This window comes from Rhizobium sp. TRM95796 (genome assembly GCF_025779995.1).
In the GTDB taxonomy this organism is placed as follows: Bacteria; Pseudomonadota; Alphaproteobacteria; order Rhizobiales; family Rhizobiaceae; genus Rhizobium_E.
The window spans coordinates 116,205-135,389 of the sequence record NZ_JAOXHE010000012.1; the positions used below are offsets into that span (position 1 = coordinate 116,205).

The window sequence follows — 19,185 nt, forward strand, 5'->3', positions numbered from 1 at the left end:
GCATTTCAGGAAAGCGGATTCGACCGAAGCCGCACCACCGGAGGCGGCAGATCAGCCGATGACCTCGAAACAGACCTTGGCGGTGCCGCTGCTGACCATGCCGATCTGGTGGGCGGCGGCGCGGGAGAGGTCGAGGACGCGTCCGCGAATGAAGGGGCCGCGATCATTGATGCGAACGACGACGGCGCGTCCGTTGTTGCGGTTGGTCACCTTCACCTTGGCGCCGAAAGGCAGGTTGCGATGGGCGGCGGTGAGTTTGGACGGGTTCATGCGTTCGCCGGATGCGGTGCGGGAATGCAGTGCATACCAGGAGGCTCCACCACAACCATCTTTGGCCTCAGCTGGGGTCTGCCCGACGGCAAACGAAGAAACCACAACAGCAAGCACGAGAGCGTGGTGAGATTTTTTTTCGAACATTTAGACTTCCCAAGACGTTTATTCCTGGGAACGAGCTTCTTTGGGGTAAAAGAGGCAAAAAAGTGCCTCATGCGTTCACGCAATGTTACTTTTGAAATATTAACGGAGGACGCATTGGATCAAAATGAGATTCCGACCTGCAACCTGAGAATGAGACCCTAGAAGATTCAGATGGTAAGCACAGGACCTCGCGACGTCCTCAAAATCCGCGCTTCGCTCACAGAAACGGCTGGAAAAAGCGCGTTTAATCAAATCTTCACCAAATTTTATGGCGATGTTGATGTTCCTATAATCGTGTTGGCCGCATAAACGCCACAATTCACCCGCGCCAGCCGCCGTCTTTCCAGAGTTGCTGCATCGAAACCAGGTAGTCCGGATAGAGAAATTCGAAGCCGAGCTCGCGGATCCGGGCATTGCCGACGCGCTTGTTCTCTCCATAAAACGACCGCTGCATGGGACTGAGTTCGGCCGTCTCGAAGGCGATATCTGGGGGCGTCGGAACGCCCATCAGCTCGGCCGCATAAGCGACCACATCCTGCGATGGCGAGGGCATATGGTCGGTGACGTTGAATGCGCCGCCTTCCCTATGGTCCATCAGGAAGAGCGTGGCGCGGGCGATATCCTCCACCCGGATACGATTGAACACCTGATCCTTCTTGACCAGACGCCGGGCCGTTCCATTGTCGAGATTGACGAAGGGATTGCGCCCGGGACCATAAATGCCGGAAAGACGCAGGAGCGCCACGGGCACGCCGGCGGCTGCGCCCGCCTCCAGCCATTGGTTCTCGGCCAGCACGCGCTCGTGCGAGCGGTTGGACAAAGGCGTCGGTTCGGCGGTCTCATCCACCCAGGCCCCCTTGTGGTCTCCATAGACGCCGATGGTGGAGAGATAGCCGACCCATTCCAGGCGCGGCATGGCGGTCTCGAGGGACGGGATCAATCGCAGGAAGCCGTCACCCTGCGCATCCGGAGAGATGGATTGAACCAGCGCGGTTGTCTCCGACAGCGCCGCGGCGAGTTCGTCCGAGATCGTCTCGCCGTCGAACTGCAGCGGGCGAATACCTGCGCGTTCGAGGGCGGCGAACTTCGCGCCGCTCCGGGTGGTGCCGTAGACGGGGAAGCGCTCGCTTGCGAGTGCGCCGATCGCTTTGCCTGAAAAGCCCGCGCCCAAAATCGTCATCGTCATGGCAATAGTCCCGCTTGTTTCCATTCTTCTCTTACATAGTCATCCGGCTCGCGTTGCGCACCGGCCTCGTCGCTCACCGTCAGCGCGCCGAGCTGCGCCAAGGCCCAGATCGCCATGCCCCGCACCTCCGCCGCCTGATCGGACAGAAGCCGGCGACAGGATTCCGCGAGCTGGAGGTCGCCGGAATTGCCGGCGGCGATCAGACAGTTGCGGATGAACCTGTTGCGCCCGATCCGCTTGACCGGCGAGCCGGAAAAAAGTGCCCGGAAGGCCGCGTCATCGAGCTTCAGGAGATCTGCGAGCAGTGGGGACCCTAGATCCCGGCGCGCGCGCAGCTTCTGTTCCCGCGCCACCTCGGCGAATTTGTTCCAGGGGCAGGCGGCGAGGCAATCGTCGCAGCCATAGATACGATTGCCGATCAGCGGCCGGATCTCCCGGTCGATCGGCCCCTTGTGCTCGATGGTGAGGTAGGAGACGCATCGCCGCGCGTCGATCCGGTAGGGAGAGGGGAAGGCTCCGGTCGGACAGGCATCGAGGCAGGCGCGACAGGAGCCGCAGTGATCCCGTTCCGGCGGATCGACCTCCAGTTCCGCAGCCGTGAAGATGCTGCCGAGAAACAGCCAGGATCCGAAATCGCGATTGACGAGATTGGTGTGCTTGCCCTGCCATCCCAGACCCGCTTTCGCCGCCAGCGGCTTTTCCATCACCGGGGCGGTGTCGACGAAAACCTTGACTTCGGCGCCGGTCCGGGCGGCGAATTTCTGAGCGATCTCCTTAAGCTTGCCCTTGATGACATCGTGATAGTCGCGATGACGGGCATAGACGGAGATATTGCCGACCTCGGGTCGAGCGAGATTGTCGCGGGGATCGCCTTCCGGCCCATAATTCATGCCGAGCATGATAATGGAGCGAACATCGGGCCAGAGCACGCGCGGATCGCCGCGCCGCGCTTGCGTTTCGGGCATCCAGGCCATGGTTCCGTGATAGCCGGCCTCGATATATCGGCCGAGATCGGCGCGCGCCTCGTCCAGATCATCGGGCCCGGTGATGTGGCAGATGTCGAAACCCGTCTCGCGGGCGAGCGTCTTGATCCAATGCGCGCGCCCGCGGATATCGTGGCCGCGGCTGGCCGCGCCCGACATGTCAGAAATCCAGATCGGCGTAGTGCGACACCGGCGTCACGCCGCGGATGCGATCGTTGAGCAGGGGTCGGAAACCCGGGCGCGACTTGATACGCTGATACCAGTCCTTCACCGGCGGCCACTCGTTCCAGTCGATTTCGCCGAGATAATCGAGCACGGAAATGGCCGAGGCGGCGGCGAGATCGGCATAGCTCAGACGCTCGCCGGCGAGCCAAGTGCGGGAGCCGGCGAGCCAGGCGAGATAGCGCATGTGCTGGCGAATATTGTTGCGCGAGGTGCGCAGAACCTTGGAATCGGGCGCGCCGCCACCCTGATCCGGCGTCATGAACAGTTTGAACACGCGTTCGCGCGCAAGCGGACGGGTGACGTCCTGCTCCATTTTGTTGAGGAACCATTCGGTGAGGCGGCGAATTTCAGCGCGCTGAAAAGGATCTTCCGCAAGCAGGCGGCGGTCGCGCTTCAACACTCCGCTGGTTTCATCGAGAAACTCCGAGATGATCGTGGCGCCGCACAGCGCACGCATATTGTCGTCGACGAAAACCGGCAGCTGTCCGGCCGGATTGAGGGCGAGGAAATCTTTTCGCTTCTCCCAGATCGCTTCCTCGATCAATTCCGCCTGAACGCCATATTCCGAAAAGATAAGACGAACGAATCGCGAGGCGGTCGACATCGGATGATGATAGAGGACGGGCATAAATCTTTAACCGACTTTGAGAAAGGACAGGCTCGCGCCGCGCATGTCACGCGCGGTCTTCACCCGTTGCGCCATAATCATACAGGTGCGCATGGCGCGCGGAATCGTCAAGCGACCTATGGCCGATTTGGGGCAAAGTCGTGATATCTCTCTCAAACCCGGTAAATAAATCGACAAGGCAGCGGCGAAACTGCGGCGAACATTAACAAATTGGTGCGAAAACCCGGTCAATCCGATCGACAACAAGACAGGCATGTCACGAGGCTCTCATGGAAAGTCAGTCCATTTTCAGCGCGTTCATTCTCGGACTTCTCGAGGGAGCGACCGAGTTTATCCCGGTGTCGTCCACCGCCCATCTTCTGCTCGCCAGCCATTTTCTCGGCTTCAAGAGCACGGGCAACACCTTCCCGGTTCTGATCCAGCTCGGCGCGATTCTGGCGATCCTGCTCGTCTATTTCCGCAAACTGTGGGACGTGGCGATGACGCTGCATTCCTCGGAGCGCTCGCGCTGGTTCGTGCTGTCGATCCTGGTGGGCTTCTTGCCGGCGGCGGTCATCGGCGCGGTCGCGCATGACTTCATCAAGAAAGTGCTGTTCGAGGAGCCGGTGCTGATCAGCTATGTGCTGATCATCGGCGGCGTCATCCTGCTGGCCGTCGACAAGATGAAGTTCCAGCCGCGCTATTTCGACGCAATGAACTATCCGCTGCCGCTGGCGTTCAAGATCGGCATCTGCCAATGCCTGGCGATGATTCCCGGCACCTCGCGCTCGGGCGCGACCATTGTCGGCGCGCTGCTGATGGGTACGGACAAGCGGTCGGCGGCGGAATTCTCCTTTTTCCTCGCCATGCCCACCATGGTCGGCGCTTTCACGCTGGACCTGATCAAATATCGCAACGACCTCAATTTCGACGACGTCACGAACATCGCCGTCGGCTTCGTCGCCGCCTTCATCAGCGGCCTCGTCGTGGTGCGGTCGCTGCTCGCCTTCGTCTCCCGCCGCGGCTATGCGCCATTCGCCTGGTGGCGGATCATCGTGGGGACCGCAAGCCTGATCGGTCTTTATCTCCAGGGGTGAATCCCATGCAAAAGGCCGGCGACGAGCCGGCCTTCACGCTGAATAGAGATCATCTGAAACGGGCGCCGCTCGGCGTCCTTTTTCATGACCTGAGGTTCAATGGGCGGGTACGGCGCCGGTCACGGCGCAGGGATCCACGCCATAGGCAGGCGCGCAACGGTTCTTGTCGGCCGCATCGGTATGCGGCGCCATGAAGGAGCCGGCGAGAATGACAACTGCGGCAGACGCAAAGAACAATGCGATCGATTTGCCCATAATTTCCTCAAAAAAGTTTGCAGAGTTGGCGGAGCCGCCTTGTCTCTGACGCATCTGAGCGGCTTCTAATCAGTTGCGTCGGCGCAATCAATGTCGAGCGAATGGCTTTATTCGGGTTTAACAAAACTAGCCGCCCTGTGCGACTTTTGGGCAACTCTTGCGCTCACGCAAGATCCACCACGACAATTCATTTAAAAATGTCAGCATCTGGTTAATGAATCGTATCCAATGCAAATGGAAAGAACGCTGCAGATACTTCGAACAAAGCAAAACGGCCCCAGCCATGCTGGAGCCGCCGCACGAAGTCTTAAAAAATTATGATCAGCCGGCTGCGCCGGGCTGCGTGAACTGGCCTTCCGGGCGATAGCGCGCCAGATAGGTCGGCAGGATGGCTGCGGCGAGCGTGGGCTTGATGCCCATTCCCTCCAGCGTGCGGCCCTCGGCGATCGCGGCCTCGGAGACGATATTGTCCTTCTTGAGCAGCGTCACCTGATCGGCCGTGATCGGCGGGGTGATGAAGGGCACGAGCGAGGCGACCGAACCCAGAAGCGAGGCCACGCCGAAGGGAATGCTGACCAGCGACTTGTCGCGACAGGTCACGCGCAGGATATCGTCGAGGATATCCTTGAAGCTCACCACTTCTGCGCCGCCGAGTTCATAGATCTTGCCGCCGTCGACGAGGCCGTCGACCGAGCGGGCCACGGCTTCGGCGACATCGTCGACGAAGACGGGCTGGAACTTGGTCTTGCCGCCGCCGACCAGCGGCAGGAACGGGGCGACGCGCGCCATGTCGGCGAATTTGTTGTAGAACTGGTCTTCCGGTCCGAAGACCACCGACGGACGCAGGATCACCGCATCCGGCTTGGTCTGCAGGATCGACTGCTCGGCGCGGCCCTTGGAGCGGGCATAGGCCGAGGCGGAGCTCACATCTGCGCCGATGGCGGAAATGTGGGTCAGGCCGGCGCCCGCAGCGCGGGCGGCTTCGGCGACGGCGCGCGCGCCGAATTCCTGCACGGCGTCAAAGCTGTTGCGACCCTGTTCGAAGAGAAGGCCGACGCAATTGACCACGTGATCGGCGCCCTTGACGGCGGCGTCGACGGAATTGCGATAGCGTAGATTGGCCTGCACGAAGGAGATCTGGCCGACATTGCCGAGCGGCTGCAGATGCAGCGCCAGATCGGGACGGCGCACCGCCACCCGGATGCGATAGCCGCGACGCGCCAGCGCGCGCACGACATGGCGGCCCACGAAACCCGATCCGCCAAACACAGTCACGAGTTTCGGCAAATTCGACAGCGTCATCTTGATCTCCTGAAATTCGGCGCCTTTTGGCCGGTCATACCCGAATCAACGCGCGAAATGAAGTTGTTAGTTCAAGCCACGCCTTCCACGATCACCATTTCGGCGTCGGCGACCTGCTGACGGATCGCGGCGGCCTTTTGGTATTGAGCGGAATGGTAGCAATCATAGGCGGCCTGCAGCGAAGGAAACTCGATCACCACATTGCGGGCGCGGACCTGGCCTTCAAGCCGGTGATAGTCGCCGCCGCGCGCCAGGAACACCGCGCCATATTCTTCAAAAGCGGGCTTCGCCGTCGCGACATAATCCTTGTAGCGCTCGGGATCGCGGATATCGACGCGAGCGATCCAATAACCTTTTGCCATGACCAGCCTCCACCGTGCTTAAATAGACATGCAACCGTGTTAGAGCACAGTCTCCATCTCGGCAAGGATCGCCTTTGCCGCAGCCAGCGGATCTGGCGCTTTGACGATGGGACGAGCGACGACGAGATGCGACGCGCCGGCGCGAATGGCGTCGGCGGGCGTCATGACCCGCTTCTGGTCGCCCTTGTCGGCGCCGGCCGGGCGGATGCCGGGCGTGACCACGGCGAGTTCGGGTCCGACCACCTTGCGCACCGCCTTGGCCTCTTCGGCCGAGCAGACGATGCCGCCCATGCCGGCGCGACGCGCCTGTTCGGCTCGGCGCAGCACCAGCGTATGCGGATCATATTCATAGCCGGCCTCGATCAGGTCGGCCTCGTCCATGGATGTGAGAACGGTGACGCCGAGCAGGCAGAGATCCGAACCCCTGGCCGCCTCGACCGCGGCGCGCATCGCCTTGGGATAAGCATGCAGCGTCAGCATGCTCATGCCCATCTTGGCGATGTTCTCCACCGCGCTCGCCACCGTATTGTCGATGTCGAGCAGCTTCATGTCGAGAAAGACCTTCTTGCCGTCGCGGGCGAGGTCGCGGGCGAATTCAAGCCCTCCGGCGAAAGCCAGTTGATAGCCGACTTTGTAATAGGAGACGGTCGATCCGAGTTTCGTGACGATGCGGTCCGCTTCCTGCACATTGGGCACGTCGAGCCCGACGATCAGCCTGTCTTTCGCCGACATTTCAGCCTCTCCTTTTTGCGTTGCGGCAGCAGTGCCACGAGCAGGCGCAAGCCGCAAGACGCGAGCGCGGCGGCAGCGCGGAAATCAACCGCTTCGTTAAGGCCCGGTCCAATCTTCCATCGGCGTCCAGTCGGACAGAAGCGTGTGATCGTCGAGCCGGAACGCGAAGAGATTGCCGCCGCCCCCACCCTTCTGATCCTGTGAGCGACTGATCGGCAAGTTTCCAAGCCGGCATTTCAAGAGCGTGCCGACACCGCCATGGCCGACAAAAGCGATCGGGCGATCTGTCGGCCAATCCTCGAGCGCCCTTTTGAAGGCAGAGACGATCCGGGCCTGTGCGTCCACGGCCCGCTCCCAGCCATGAAAGCTTTCGTCGGGATGGGCGAAGAACCAGTCGGCCGCCTTCTCGAACTGCAGCGGCGGCAGGAAGCCTGTGGCGCTGCGGTCGTTCTCGCCCATATATTCGGCGATCTCGACATCCAAGCCCATGGCGGATGCGAGGATCTCAGCGGTCTCGATCGCCTTGGTTTCATCGCTGGAGATGATTCGCCTGATGCGCCCGATCCAGGGCGATGAAGCCGTGTGTTCGGCCCGGACGCGGCCGATCTCCGACAGGCCCCATTTCGGCACGGGGATCGCGGGATCGATCAGAACTTGCGGATGGGTGACATAGACACCGAACATCAGGAAACGGGGCGGTAATAATGCCAGATCTGCGCCGGCGGCAGGTTCCGCACGATGAAGTGGTGATGCTTGATGCGATAGCTCTCGGGCTTGGCGATGACAGGGGAAACCGGCCCGTAGGAGAATTGCACCACCGGGCGGCCGCGCGGCACGAGATCGAGCAGATCCTCGATCAGCCGGATGCGCGACTCCATCGGGAAGTTGAGAAGCGGGATGCCCGAAATCACGCAATCGAACTGGCGGCCGGCATGGGCCGGCAAAGCGTTGAACAGGTCGAAGGCGTCGCCATGCAGGAAATTAACGCCGGGATATTTCATCCGGAGATGGCTGAGAAACTCCTCGGAATATTCGATGGAGAAGATCCGCGAGGGCTCGACGCCATGCTGGAGAATGGCGCGGGTGATGACGCCGGTGCCGGGCCCGAGTTCGAGAACGGGCAGACGGGAACTGACGTCGATGGCTTCGGCCATGGCGCGGGCGGTGCGCGAGGAGGTCGGCGCAATCGCCCCGACCGTCTTGGGACGCGACATCATCCCCTTGATGAAACGAATCTCGTCGTCGAATTTTTCGGCGAAACGTGTCTTCAATCGATGCATGCGCCTGCGCCCTTCATGGTCGGTGACCGATATGTGAAGCGGCGCGAGGCGCGAGGCAAGGGGCGTATGGTTAACGAACCGGAAATATTTCGGTCGCGTCAGACGCGCATCGGCATCAGAACGTAAAGCGCGTCCGCGCCCGTGGAATCGAGAATGATCGTGGGCGAACCCGGATCGGCGAGCTTGAACACGGCGTCATCGCCGCCCAGCTGACCGGTAATGTCGAGCAGGTAACGGGCGTTGAAGCCGATTTCCAGCGGATCGCCGTCATAGGAAATCGCAAGTTCTTCGGTGGCGCTGCCGGAATCCGGGTTGTTGACCGTCAGCACCATTTGCCCCTCGGACAGCGCCAGCTTCACGGCGCGGCCGCGTTCGGAGGAAATCGTCGAGACGCGGTCGACGGCGCTGGCGAAGGTGGCGCAATCCACCCGCATCTCCTTGTCGTTGCCCGAGGGAATGACGCGCTGATAATCCGGAAAAGTGCCGTCGATCAGCTTGGAGGTTAGAACGATCTCGCCGAAGGACAGGCGGATCTTGGCGTCGGAAACTTCGAAACGGATTTCGGCTTCGGGATTTTCGATGAGTTTCTGGATTTCGCCGACCGTCTTGCGCGGCACGATGATGCCCGGCATGCCTTCCGAGCCAGAGGGCGCCTCGATTTCGGCGCGGGCGAGACGGTGGCCGTCAGTCGCCACCGCGCGCAGCTTCAGCGCGCCGCCGGTTTCGACCGTGTGCAGGAAGATGCCGTTCAGGTAATAGCGCGTCTCCTCGGTGGAGATGGCGAACTGGGTGCGCTCGATCAGCATTTTGAGATCGGCGGCCTTGATGGTGAAGGCGTTGGCGAAGGTTCCGGCGGTCAGATCCGGAAAATCGTTTTCCGGCAGGCATTGCAGCGAGAATTTCGACCGGCCCGAGGCGACGCTCATGGTCGCGCCATCGGCAGAGGTGGTCAGCGACACTTCGGAGCCGTCTGGCAGCTTGCGGACGATTTCATAGAGAAGGTGAGCCGGAACGGTGGTGGCGCCCGCCTGCTCGGTCAGCGCAGCCGCGGCCTCGGTGATTTCGAGATCGAGATCGGTCGCCTTCATGGTCAGCGACGCGCCTTCGGCCTTCAGCAACACGTTCGACAGGATCGGGATCGTATTGCGACGCTCCACCACGCGATGGACGTGTCCCAGGGATTTCAGGAGATTGGAACGCTCGAGTGTGATACGCATGATCCTACCGTTTTTTGTTCTTGCCGGACGTTCCGGCGTCGCCCGCCCCCGCGCGGACGGGCAAAATGGCAGAAAGCGCGATGATATTGCAAGTGCTTTCGAACCGAAAAACGCGCCTTGCACATGATCCGCCCCCGGCCCATAAAGGCCTGACTTCATTCACTTCCGGAGCATGACTTGGACGACGACGACAGCGCAGCGCCCTCAGGCGACCGGAGATATCGCATCCGCACGCTCGAAATCCCGGCGCGCCCGCTGGAGCCTGGCCTCTATCTGGTGGCCACCCCGATCGGAAATCTCGGCGACATCACGCTGCGCGCGCTCGAAACCCTGGCCGCCGCCGACATCATCGCCGCCGAAGACACGCGGGTGAGCCGTGTGCTGCTCGAACGCTACGGCATCAGCCGCCGGCCCTATCCCTATCACGAGCACAACGCCGCGGAGGCCGGACCGCGCCTCATCGCCGAGATCGAAGCGGGGAAATCGGTGGCGCTGATCTCGGACGCCGGCACGCCGCTCGTCTCGGACCCCGGCTTTCGGCTTGTGCAGAGCGTCGTGGAAGCGGGGCGGAAAGCCATCCCCATCCCTGGACCTTCTTCCGTGATCACCGCCTTGTCGGCCGCCGGCCTTCCGAGCGATTCCTTCTTTTTCGGCGGTTTTCTGCCACAGAAGGAAAAGGCGCGGCGCGACCGGTTCAAGGAGATCGCCTCGGTTCCAGGCACGCTGATCATGTTCGAATCGCCGCACCGGATTGCGGCTTCTCTTTCGGACGCCGCCTTGGTGCTGGGCGAAAACAGGCAGGCTTGCGTCTGCCGAGAACTGACCAAGACCTATGAAGAGTTCCGGCGCGGCAGCCTCGGCGAACTCGCTCAATTCTACACGGCGCAGGACAATGTGAAAGGCGAGATCGTGCTGGCCATCGCGCCGCCGGAAGCAGAAGCGCCGCCGGAAGGAGAGGCGCTCGACGCTTTTCTGCGCGAACTCTCCGGGACGATGCCCACGGCCAAGGCTGCGGCGGAAGCCGCCCGCGAGACGGGCCTTTCGCGCAAGGATCTCTATCAGCGCCTGCTGGAGCTCAAGGAAGAGCGGGGATGACGGCGCCATCGAGGGATCGCCGTCGCGCCTTCCTTCGCGGCCATGTCGCCGAACATATCGCCGCCTTCTATCTGATCGCCAAGGGCTACCGGATCATGGCGATGCGCTACAAGACGCGCTCCGGCGAGATCGACATCATCGCCCGCAAGAAGGATCTCGCCGTTTTCATCGAGGTCAAGGCGCGGGCTTCCATAGAGGACGGACTGAACGCGGTGACCGCGGAGACGCAGGAGCGCATTCGTCGCGCGAGCGACATCTGGATCTCCCGCCGACCCCATTCGGTCGATCTCGGAATGCGCTATGACGTGTTGGTCGTCAGGCCGTGGCGCTGGCCTGCGCATTTCATCAGCTATTTCTAACAGTTAACGTCAACAAGCTGTCACAAAAGCGTAACCGCGTTGTCATTGGAAACCACTAGTGCACTCCCAGAACCGATACCCGGTCAACAACAGGGAAAACGCACATGTTGAAGAAGGTTTCGCTGGCCGTCATGGCCGTCGCGCTCTCCGCCACCACCTCGTTCGCCGCCACCAACATCACCTGGTGGCACGGCATGAGCGGCAAGAATGGCGACGTCATCAACGAAGTCGCCAAGAAGTTCAACGCCGCCCAGTCGGCCTGCGCGCTGACCCCCGTCTCCAAGGGCACCTATGAAGAGGCGCTGGCCGCCGGCATCGCCGCCTTCCGCTCGGGCGAGCAGCCCAACATCCTGCAGGTGTTCGACGCCGGCGCCGCCACGATCATCAACGCCAAGGGCGCCGTCATCCCGGCCGAAGACCTGATCAACAAGGCCGGCTACAAGTTCGACCGCGACGCCTTCATCGACGGCATCCGCTACTTCTACGCCGACGCCGACGGCAAGTTCGTGGGCATGCCGTTCAACTCCTCGGCTCCGATCATGTATATCAACACCGACGCTCTGAAGAAGGCCGGCGTCGAGGCGCCGAAGACCTGGGAAGAGTTCGAAACCATCGCGCCGAAGCTCAAGGACGCCGGCTTCGTGCCGCTCGTTCAGGCCCAGCTGACCTGGCAGTTCACCGAGAACTTCTTCTCGCGCAACAACGTCCAGTTCGCCTCCAACAACAACGGCTACGACTCGACCGAAGGCACGACGCTCAACGTCACCGATCCGAAGCTCGAAATGATGTTCACCAAGCTCAAGGATTGGGCCGACAAGGGCTGGTTCGGCTATTACGGCGCCGGCTGGTCCGACAACCAGAAGGTCTTCGAAGAAAACAAGGCCGCCCTGTGGATCGGCTCGTCGGGCTCCTTCGGCGGCTTGCAGAAGACCGCACAGATGCCGTTCTCGGCCGACTTCCTGCCCTATTGGGGCGGCATCGAGGGCGCCGGCACCTCGTCCTTCATCGGCGGCGCGGCTCTGTTCGCCATGTCCGGCAAGACGAATGAAGAAAACAAGTGCGTGGCCGACTTCTTCCAGTTCCTGACTTCGGCCGAAGTGCAGAAATACTACCATGAAGAAACCGGTTACGTGACCGTGACCAAGGCGGCCTATGAGCTGGCCAAGAAGGAAGGCTGGTACGAGAAGAAGCCGGCCGCCGAAGTCGGCATCAAGCAGCTGATGCTGCCGTCGGGCGAATGGTCCAAGGGCTATCGCCTCGGCTTCTACCCGCAGATCCGCGAAATCATGGAACGCGAATATAACCGCATCTTCGCCAACGAGACCTCGGTGAAGGACGGTCTCGCCACGATCAAGAAGGAAGGCGACGAACTGCTCGCCCGCTTCGCCAAGACGTCTGGCTGACGCCATCGCCCCTTCCTCGCATGGAAGGGACCTGACGATCATGAGGACCGCCTCCATCCGGAGGCGGTTCTTCCTTTGAGCCAGAAGAGGCCTCAGATGAAGCGCGTTCAATTTTCATCGCCCATCATTCCCTATCTGTTTCTCGCGCCGCAACTGGCGGTGATCTTCATTTTCTTCTATTGGCCGTCGGTCCAGGCGATCCAGTCTTCCTTCTACCTGGAGGATCCGTTCGGCTTCGGAGCGACCTTCGTCGGCCTGCAGAACTACTGGGACACGCTGACCTCGCCCCAATATCGCGGCATTGCGAGCTTTACGGCTTTCTTCACCGTAGTCGTGACGTTCTTTTCGCTGTCGATCGGCCTTCTGCTCGCCGTCAAGGCGGATGGGGTCATTCGCGGCGCCTCGAGCTACAAGACCATCCTCATTTCGGTCTACGCCATCGCGCCGCCGGTGGCGGGCCTCACCGGCATGATGTTCTTCGACCAGCATATCGGTCCCTTCGTCCGCTTCGCAGCGCTGTTCGGCTGGGATGTCAAAGTCGGTCTCGATTACAACGACACGGCGTTCGCGATGATCTTCGTCGCGGTGTGGAAGCAGATCCCCTATAATTTCATCTTCTTCCTCTCTGGGCTTCAGGGCATTCCCGCTTCGATCCGCGAGGCCGCCGCAATCGATTGCCGCAACGGCTTCCGGCGTTTCTGGACGGTGACCGCCCCGCTCCTGACCCCCACCGCCTTCTTCCTGCTGATCATCAACTTCACCTATTCGCTGTTCGACACGTTCGGCGTCATCGACGTGATGGTGAAGGACAAGGCCGCCAACAACCCGATCACCCTGACCTACAAGGTCTATATGGACGGCTTCCGCGGCAATGATCTCGGCGGCTCCTCGGCCCAATCGGTCATCCTGATGGTGATCGTGCTGGTGCTGACCATCTTCCAGTTCCGCTTCATCGAGCGGCGCGTTCATTACGGTTGAGGAGAGCGCCATGCGCCGCACATCGCCTTTCGATCACCTCATCCTCATTCTCGGATCGCTGCTGATGATCCTGCCGGTGGTGGTGGCTTTCACCACCTCGACGCATGAGGCGGCGGACATTCACATGAACGGACTGACCTTCTCGCTCGGCGGCCATTTCGTCGAAACCTATGAGAAGGTGCTCAGCCATCAGGGCGGCTTCACCGGCAAGGTGACGGGCCTGACCATGCTGACCAATTCGCTGATCCTCGGCATCGGTTTCGCGGTTGGCAAGATCGTGTTGTCGATGCTGGCGGCCTACGCCATCGTCTATTTCCGCTTTCGCGCCGCCACGCTGATGTTCTGGATCATCTTCACTACGCTGCTCCTGCCGCTCGAAGTGCGCATTCTTCCCTCCTACGAGGTCATGCACAAGCTCGGCCTGATCAACACCTATACCGGCCTGATCGTGCCGCTGCTCGCTTCGGCCACCGGCACCTTCTTCTTCCGGCAATTTTTCAAGTCGGTGCCGGACGAGATCCTCGAAGCAGCCCGCATCGATGGCGCCGGGCCGTTCAAATTCTTCATCGACATTCTCGTGCCACTGTCGCGCACCATGATCGCAGCGATGTTCATCATCATGTTCGTCTATGGCTGGAACCAGTATCTCTGGCCGATGCTGATGACCAATGACGAGAGTTTCTACACGCTGGTGCGCGGCATCAAGCAGATCCTCGTCGTCTGGGTGGGCGCCCAGATCCCCGATTACAACGAAGCCTTCGCCATGGCCGTGCTCGCCATGGTCCCGCCGGTGCTGATCGTCGTGATCTTCCAGCGCTGGTTCATCAAGGGCCTGACCGAAAGCGACAAGTGAGAACCGCCATGGCGACCATCGACATCAAATCCGTATCAAAAATCTACGACGGCGGCGCGCAAGCGGTGCGGGACATCTCCATCGCCATCAAGGACGGCGAGTTCATCGTGCTGGTCGGGCCTTCCGGCTGTGGAAAATCCACCCTGTTGCGCATGGTGGCCGGGCTCGAGGAAATCTCCGCCGGCGAAGTCCGCATCGGCGACCGCCGCGTCAACGACGTCGATCCCGCCGATCGCGATATCGCCATGGTGTTCCAGAACTATGCGCTCTATCCGCATATGACCGTGCGCGACAATCTCGCCTATGGCCTCAAGAACCGCAAGACGCCGAAGGCCGAGATCGAAAGCCGCGTCGATGAGGCGGCGCGCATGCTGGAGATCGAGCCCTATCTCGACCGCAAGCCGCGGGCGCTGTCCGGCGGCCAGCGCCAGCGCGTGGCGATGGGCCGGGCGATCGTTCGCCAGCCAGCCGCCTTCCTGTTCGACGAGCCCCTGTCCAATCTCGACGCCAAATTGCGCGTCAGCATGCGCGGCGAAATCAAGCGCCTTCAGCGCCGGCTGGGCACGACCTCGCTCTATGTCACCCATGACCAGCTGGAGGCCATGACGCTGGCGGACCGCCTCGTGGTGCTCAACAAAGGCGAGATCGAACAGATCGGTAGTCCGCTCGACGTCTATCACCGCCCCGCCTCCATCTTCGTCGCCAGCTTTATCGGCTCACCGGCGATGAACCTCGTCAAGGCGGATGCGCAGGGCGCCGGCGTCAAGATCGGCGATCAATGGCTTTCGCTGTCCAAACCGGTGGCGTCCGACGTCGCCCTGACGCTCGGCTTTCGCCCCGAAGACGCCACGCTCTCCATGGATCCCGCACAAGGGCTGCGTTTTGAGCTGGATTATGTCGAGGAACTCGGCGCGCAGCGATTGTTGCATGGACTGGTCGGCGGCCAGCCGGTGTCGGTGGTCACCGCCAGCATTCACGCCTTCCGGGGCGAAATGGGACTCGCCATCGCGGAAAACAAGCTTCACGCCTTCTCGGCAGCCACCGGCAAACGCTTGGGCCAGAACGACGGCATGTCTTCAACGCACCGATCCGAGGCGCTGGCATGATCCGGACCGTCGTTTCCGAACTCGCCGCCCCCTCCCAGGCGATGCGCGACGCCCTTCCCCGCGCCATCGAAACCGTGCTCGAGCATGACGCCGTGATGTCTGGGCTTGCCGCGATGACCTCGCTTGAGGCGGCCGGAACTCCATCCACATCAGGCCCCCTCGCCTTTCCGGTCACCGTGTCGGCCTGGAATCTGGAACGCTGCCTGTTCGTCGAGGACAGCGCGATCCATCTCAAGCAACACGCGCCCGCTCTGGTGCTGCTGTCGGAAATGGATGACGGCATGGCCCGCACCGGCCAGCGGCACACGACGCGCGACCTCGCCGCACAGATGGGCATGGCCTATGCCTATGGCGTGGAATTCCTCGAAATGGGTCTCGGCTCGGACACCGAGCGGGAATTCTGCTCCGATTCCTTCAACCTCAAGGGCTTCCACGGCAACGGCCTCCTCTCGGCGGCGCCCATTCGCGAGCCGTTTATGATCCGTCTCTGGGGCGAGCGTCTCTGGCGCGGCGATAGGGACCAGCCGCGCATCGGCGAACGTTGCGCCGTGGGCGGGCTGATCGACACCATATCCGGCCCCTTCGTGGCCGTCTCCGTTCATCTCGAAAGCGCGACGACAGCCGCCTATCGCGAACGACAAACGGCTGATATGATCGACCGGCTGGAGCAAGCCTTTCCCGACCTGCCGATCCTGATCGGCGGCGATCTCAACACCGGCAACCATGCCGGCGGTGATTTCGAGGCGGAAGGCCTGTTTGCGATGAGTGCTGCGCGCGGCTTCAGCCGCCATGGCGGCCCGCTCGACCAGATGACGACGCGACCCAGCCTGATCACCCGCTGGCCTGAACGGGTCATGAAGCTCGACTGGTTTCTGGCGCGCGGGCTCGAGATGTCGGAGACAGTCATCACGCCGTCGCTCAATCCTAAGGGACGGCCTCTTTCGGACCACGATCCGATCACCACGCGCATTCTGGGCTTTCTCTGAGGCTCGTCTTTCCTCCCTGCCGGCGGGCTTGCCAAGCGCCCGGCCGGGTCCTACATCTGGCCGGCTTTGATCATCCGGGGAGCGCCTTTTCATGGCTAAAATCAAGAACGTCGCCGTGCAGATGGACCATGTGTCCTCCATCAATATCGCCGGCGACTCCACTTTCGCCATGAGCCTGGAAGCGCAGGCGCGCGGCTACAGGCTGTTCCACTACACCCCGAACCAATTGTCGATGCGCGACGGCAAGATCTACGCCACCGTCGAGCCGATGGAGCTGCGCGACGTCAAGGGCGACCATTTCACGCTCGGCGAACCCGAACGTGTCGATCTCTCGACCATGGATGTGGTGCTCTTGCGCCAGGATCCGCCCTTCGACATGGCCTATATCACCTCGACGCATCTGCTCGAGCGCATTCACCCCAAGACGCTGGTGGTCAATGATCCCGCCTGGGTGCGCAATTCGCCGGAAAAGATTTTCGTCACCGAATTCGCCGATCTGATGCCGCAGACGCTGATCACCCGCGACGTCAAGGAAATCGCCCGCTTCCGCGAGGAGATGGGAGACATCATCCTCAAGCCGCTTTACGGCAATGGCGGCGCCGGCGTATTCCACTCCTCGCGAGACGACCGCAACTTCACGTCGCTGCTGGAAATGTTCGGCCAGATGTTCCGCGAACCCTTCATCGCCCAGCAATATCTGCCGGCGGTGCGCAAGGGCGACAAGCGCATCATCCTGATCGACGGCGAGGCGGTGGGCGCGATCAACCGCGTGCCGGCCGAGACGGATTCGCGCTCCAACATGCATGTCGGCGGCCGCGCCGAGCATACCGAACTCACCGCGCGCGAACAGGAGATCTGCGCCCGCATCGGGCCTGCGCTCCGCGAACGCGGCTTCCTGCTGGTCGGCATCGACGTGATCGGCGACTATATGACCGAGATCAACGTCACCTCGCCCACCGGCATCCGCGAGGTCCAGAAGTTCGGCGGCGCCGATATTGCCGCGCTGTTCTGGGACGCGGTGGAAAAGAAGCGCGGCTGATTCACGATTTTGTTTTGTCGCTCAACCGGTTGCAACCTGATTGCAGCCGGTGGGTGAAAGTCGACTCTATTTGTTCTTGTTTTATTCTGATTTCCGTGATTGACTGCAACCCTATGCCGAGGAAGGGCGATCTTCGCCTTTCCGGCGAGCAAGCGGGGGCGCGGGCAATATGGTGGCGAGGGTCAGCACAGTCGCATTCCAGGGCATCGAAGGGGTGCCGGTCGATGTCCAGGTCATGGTGGGGCCGGGCAAGCATGTGATGCAGATTGTCGGCCTGCCTGACAAGGCGGTGGCCGAAAGCCGGGAACGGGTGCAGGCTGCGCTGCATGCTTCGGGCCTGGCGCTTCCGCAGAAGAAAGTCACCGTCAACCTCGCGCCTGCCGACCTTCCCAAAGAAGGCAGCCACTTCGATCTGCCCATCGCGCTGGCGATGATGGCGGCGCTGGGCGCAATCCCGGCGGATGCCCTGCAGGACTACCTGATCCTCGGCGAACTCAATCTCGACGGCACGATTGCGCCGGTGGCGGGCGCGCTGCCGGCGGCGATCGCCGCCAACGCCATGGGCAAGGGACTGATATGCCCGCAGGACAGTGGCCCCGAAGCCGCCTGGGCCGGCGCCGAGATCGACATTCTCGCGCCGCGCAGCTTGGTCGGCCTCGCCAATCATTTCCGCGGCACGCAAGTGCTGTCACGGCCGCAGCCGGCGGTTCGGGCGCTGCCGGCCAACAGTCCCGATCTCGCCGACATCAAGGGACAGGAAAGCGCCAAGCGGGCGCTCGAAGTGGCGGCGGCTGGCGGCCATAATCTTTTGTTCGTCGGACCTCCCGGTTCGGGCAAGTCGATGCTCGCCCAACGCCTGGCCTCGATCCTGCCGCCGCTCGATTCGGCGGAACTGTTGGAAGTGTCGATGATCCATTCGATCGCCGGACAGCTCGCGGGCGGAAAATTGTCGGATCGGCGTCCGTTTCGCGCGCCGCATCACTCGGCCACCATGGCGGCGCTGGTCGGCGGCGGGCTACGCGCCAAGCCCGGCGAAGCGTCGCTCGCCCATCACGGCGTGCTGTTTCTCGATGAGCTGCCGGAGTTTCACCCACAGACGCTGGACGCGCTGCGCCAACCGCTGGAAACCGGCGAATGCGTCATCGCCCGCGCCAATCATCACGTCAGTTACCCGGCTAAGTTTCAACTGATCGCTGCGATGAACCCCTGCCGCTGCGGCATGGCCGGCGAACCGGGCCATACTTGCGCGCGGGGGCCGCGCTGCATGAGCGATTATCAGTCGCGGCTATCAGGCCCGTTGCTCGACCGCATCGATATCCGGATCGACGTGCCGGCTGTCAGCGCCACGGATCTCATCCGGCCCCGGCCGGCGGAGGCGAGCGCGGTGGTGGCTGCCCGCGTCTCCCGCGCCCGCGACCTGCAGCGCGACCGTTTCCTGGCGGCCGGCCTGCCGGAGATTGGCAGCAACGCCCGCTGCGCCACCGCGCTGATCGAGGCGATCGCCGAACCTGATCCCGCCGGCCTGCAACTTCTCCGCGACGCCGCCGACAAGATGAAATTTTCGGCGCGCGGCTATCACCGCATTTTGAAAGTGGCGCGCACGCTCGCCGATCTCGACGAGGCTCCACGCGTGGGCCGCATTCATCTCGCCGAGGCGATTTCCTACCGGATTGCCGGGACTGCGCTTCAGAACGCGGCCTGAT

The 19,185-nt window shown here is 62.0% G+C and carries 21 protein-coding genes; 10 read left to right on the forward strand and 11 right to left on the reverse strand.

Annotated elements, in window-relative coordinates:
- Positions 1-51: 51 nt before the first annotated feature.
- The 4 genes from OCK01_RS22585 to OCK01_RS22600 form a co-directional block, all read right to left on the reverse strand.
- Positions 52-417, reverse strand: a complete 366-nt coding sequence (locus OCK01_RS22585; protein ID WP_263825926.1) for a septal ring lytic transglycosylase RlpA family protein — start codon at positions 415-417, stop codon at positions 52-54.
- A 319-nt stretch (positions 418-736) separates the two neighbouring features.
- Positions 737-1,603, reverse strand: a complete 867-nt coding sequence (locus OCK01_RS22590; RefSeq protein WP_263825927.1) for an SDR family oxidoreductase — start codon at positions 1,601-1,603, stop codon at positions 737-739.
- Positions 1,600-2,745, reverse strand: a complete 1,146-nt coding sequence (gene queG / locus OCK01_RS22595; protein ID WP_263825928.1) for a tRNA epoxyqueuosine(34) reductase QueG — start codon at positions 2,743-2,745, stop codon at positions 1,600-1,602. Before queG ends, OCK01_RS22590 begins: the two co-directional genes overlap by 4 nt.
- Before the next feature lies 1 nt (position 2,746).
- Positions 2,747-3,439, reverse strand: a complete 693-nt coding sequence (locus OCK01_RS22600) for a glutathione S-transferase family protein (RefSeq protein ID WP_263825929.1) — start codon at positions 3,437-3,439, stop codon at positions 2,747-2,749.
- Between the two features lie 269 nt (positions 3,440-3,708).
- Here OCK01_RS22600 and OCK01_RS22605 point away from each other — a divergent pair, with 269 nt between their 5' ends.
- Complete coding sequence (locus tag OCK01_RS22605; protein ID WP_263825930.1) at positions 3,709-4,515, forward strand: undecaprenyl-diphosphate phosphatase; 807 nt, start codon at positions 3,709-3,711, stop codon at positions 4,513-4,515.
- Between the two features lie 96 nt (positions 4,516-4,611).
- Here the strand turns inward: OCK01_RS22605 and OCK01_RS22610 are convergent, their stop codons facing one another.
- The 7 genes from OCK01_RS22610 to dnaN form a co-directional block, all read right to left on the reverse strand.
- Entirely contained in the window at positions 4,612-4,770 is a 159-nt protein-coding gene (locus OCK01_RS22610) for a hypothetical protein (protein WP_182827812.1), read from the reverse strand.
- Positions 4,771-5,091: 321 nt separating this feature from the next.
- Entirely contained in the window at positions 5,092-6,072 is a 981-nt protein-coding gene (locus tag OCK01_RS22615) for a complex I NDUFA9 subunit family protein (RefSeq protein WP_263825931.1), read from the reverse strand.
- A 71-nt stretch (positions 6,073-6,143) separates the two neighbouring features.
- Positions 6,144-6,434: a DUF1330 domain-containing protein gene (locus tag OCK01_RS22620; protein WP_263825932.1), complete on the reverse strand. Its 291-nt coding sequence runs from the start codon at positions 6,432-6,434 to the stop codon at positions 6,144-6,146.
- Between the two features lie 39 nt (positions 6,435-6,473).
- Complete coding sequence (gene pyrF / locus OCK01_RS22625; RefSeq protein ID WP_182827814.1) at positions 6,474-7,166, reverse strand: orotidine-5'-phosphate decarboxylase; 693 nt, start codon at positions 7,164-7,166, stop codon at positions 6,474-6,476.
- Between the two features lie 96 nt (positions 7,167-7,262).
- Positions 7,263-7,850: a histidine phosphatase family protein gene (locus OCK01_RS22630; RefSeq protein WP_263825933.1), complete on the reverse strand. Its 588-nt coding sequence runs from the start codon at positions 7,848-7,850 to the stop codon at positions 7,263-7,265.
- A complete protein-coding gene (gene pmtA / locus OCK01_RS22635; RefSeq protein WP_182827816.1) occupies positions 7,850-8,446 on the reverse strand; it encodes a phospholipid N-methyltransferase PmtA in 597 nt (198 codons plus the stop codon). The genes OCK01_RS22630 and pmtA overlap by 1 nt, the downstream gene beginning before the upstream one ends.
- Before the next feature lie 98 nt (positions 8,447-8,544).
- Complete coding sequence (gene dnaN / locus OCK01_RS22640) at positions 8,545-9,663, reverse strand: DNA polymerase III subunit beta (protein WP_263825934.1); 1,119 nt, start codon at positions 9,661-9,663, stop codon at positions 8,545-8,547.
- Positions 9,664-9,840: 177 nt separating this feature from the next.
- On the opposite strand from dnaN, the gene rsmI reads away from it, so the two are divergent.
- The 9 genes from rsmI (at position 9,841) to OCK01_RS22685 (ending at position 19,184) form a co-directional block, all read left to right on the forward strand.
- Entirely contained in the window at positions 9,841-10,758 is a 918-nt protein-coding gene (rsmI, locus tag OCK01_RS22645; protein ID WP_412179060.1) for a 16S rRNA (cytidine(1402)-2'-O)-methyltransferase, read from the forward strand.
- Positions 10,755-11,117, forward strand: coding sequence for a YraN family protein (locus tag OCK01_RS22650; RefSeq protein ID WP_263825935.1), 363 nt, complete (start codon positions 10,755-10,757; stop codon positions 11,115-11,117). Before rsmI ends, OCK01_RS22650 begins: the two co-directional genes overlap by 4 nt.
- A 104-nt stretch (positions 11,118-11,221) precedes the next feature.
- Complete coding sequence (locus OCK01_RS22655; RefSeq protein ID WP_263825936.1) at positions 11,222-12,520, forward strand: extracellular solute-binding protein; 1,299 nt, start codon at positions 11,222-11,224, stop codon at positions 12,518-12,520.
- A 96-nt stretch (positions 12,521-12,616) separates the two neighbouring features.
- On the forward strand, positions 12,617-13,498 hold the full coding sequence (locus tag OCK01_RS22660) for an ABC transporter permease subunit (protein ID WP_263825937.1): 882 nt from the start codon (positions 12,617-12,619) through the stop codon (positions 13,496-13,498).
- A 10-nt stretch (positions 13,499-13,508) separates the two neighbouring features.
- Positions 13,509-14,351, forward strand: a complete 843-nt coding sequence (ugpE, locus tag OCK01_RS22665; RefSeq protein ID WP_263825938.1) for a sn-glycerol-3-phosphate ABC transporter permease UgpE — start codon at positions 13,509-13,511, stop codon at positions 14,349-14,351.
- An 8-nt stretch (positions 14,352-14,359) separates the two neighbouring features.
- Entirely contained in the window at positions 14,360-15,457 is a 1,098-nt protein-coding gene (locus OCK01_RS22670; protein ID WP_263825939.1) for a sn-glycerol-3-phosphate import ATP-binding protein UgpC, read from the forward strand.
- Positions 15,454-16,443: an endonuclease/exonuclease/phosphatase family protein gene (locus OCK01_RS22675; protein ID WP_263825940.1), complete on the forward strand. Its 990-nt coding sequence runs from the start codon at positions 15,454-15,456 to the stop codon at positions 16,441-16,443. Before OCK01_RS22670 ends, OCK01_RS22675 begins: the two co-directional genes overlap by 4 nt.
- A gap of 91 nt (positions 16,444-16,534) precedes the next feature.
- Positions 16,535-17,482 (forward strand): glutathione synthase, encoded by a 948-nt coding sequence (gene gshB, locus OCK01_RS22680; protein ID WP_263825941.1) that lies wholly within the window; start codon positions 16,535-16,537, stop codon positions 17,480-17,482.
- Positions 17,483-17,651: 169 nt separating this feature from the next.
- Complete coding sequence (locus OCK01_RS22685; RefSeq protein WP_263825942.1) at positions 17,652-19,184, forward strand: YifB family Mg chelatase-like AAA ATPase; 1,533 nt, start codon at positions 17,652-17,654, stop codon at positions 19,182-19,184.
- Position 19,185 lies beyond the last annotated feature (1 nt).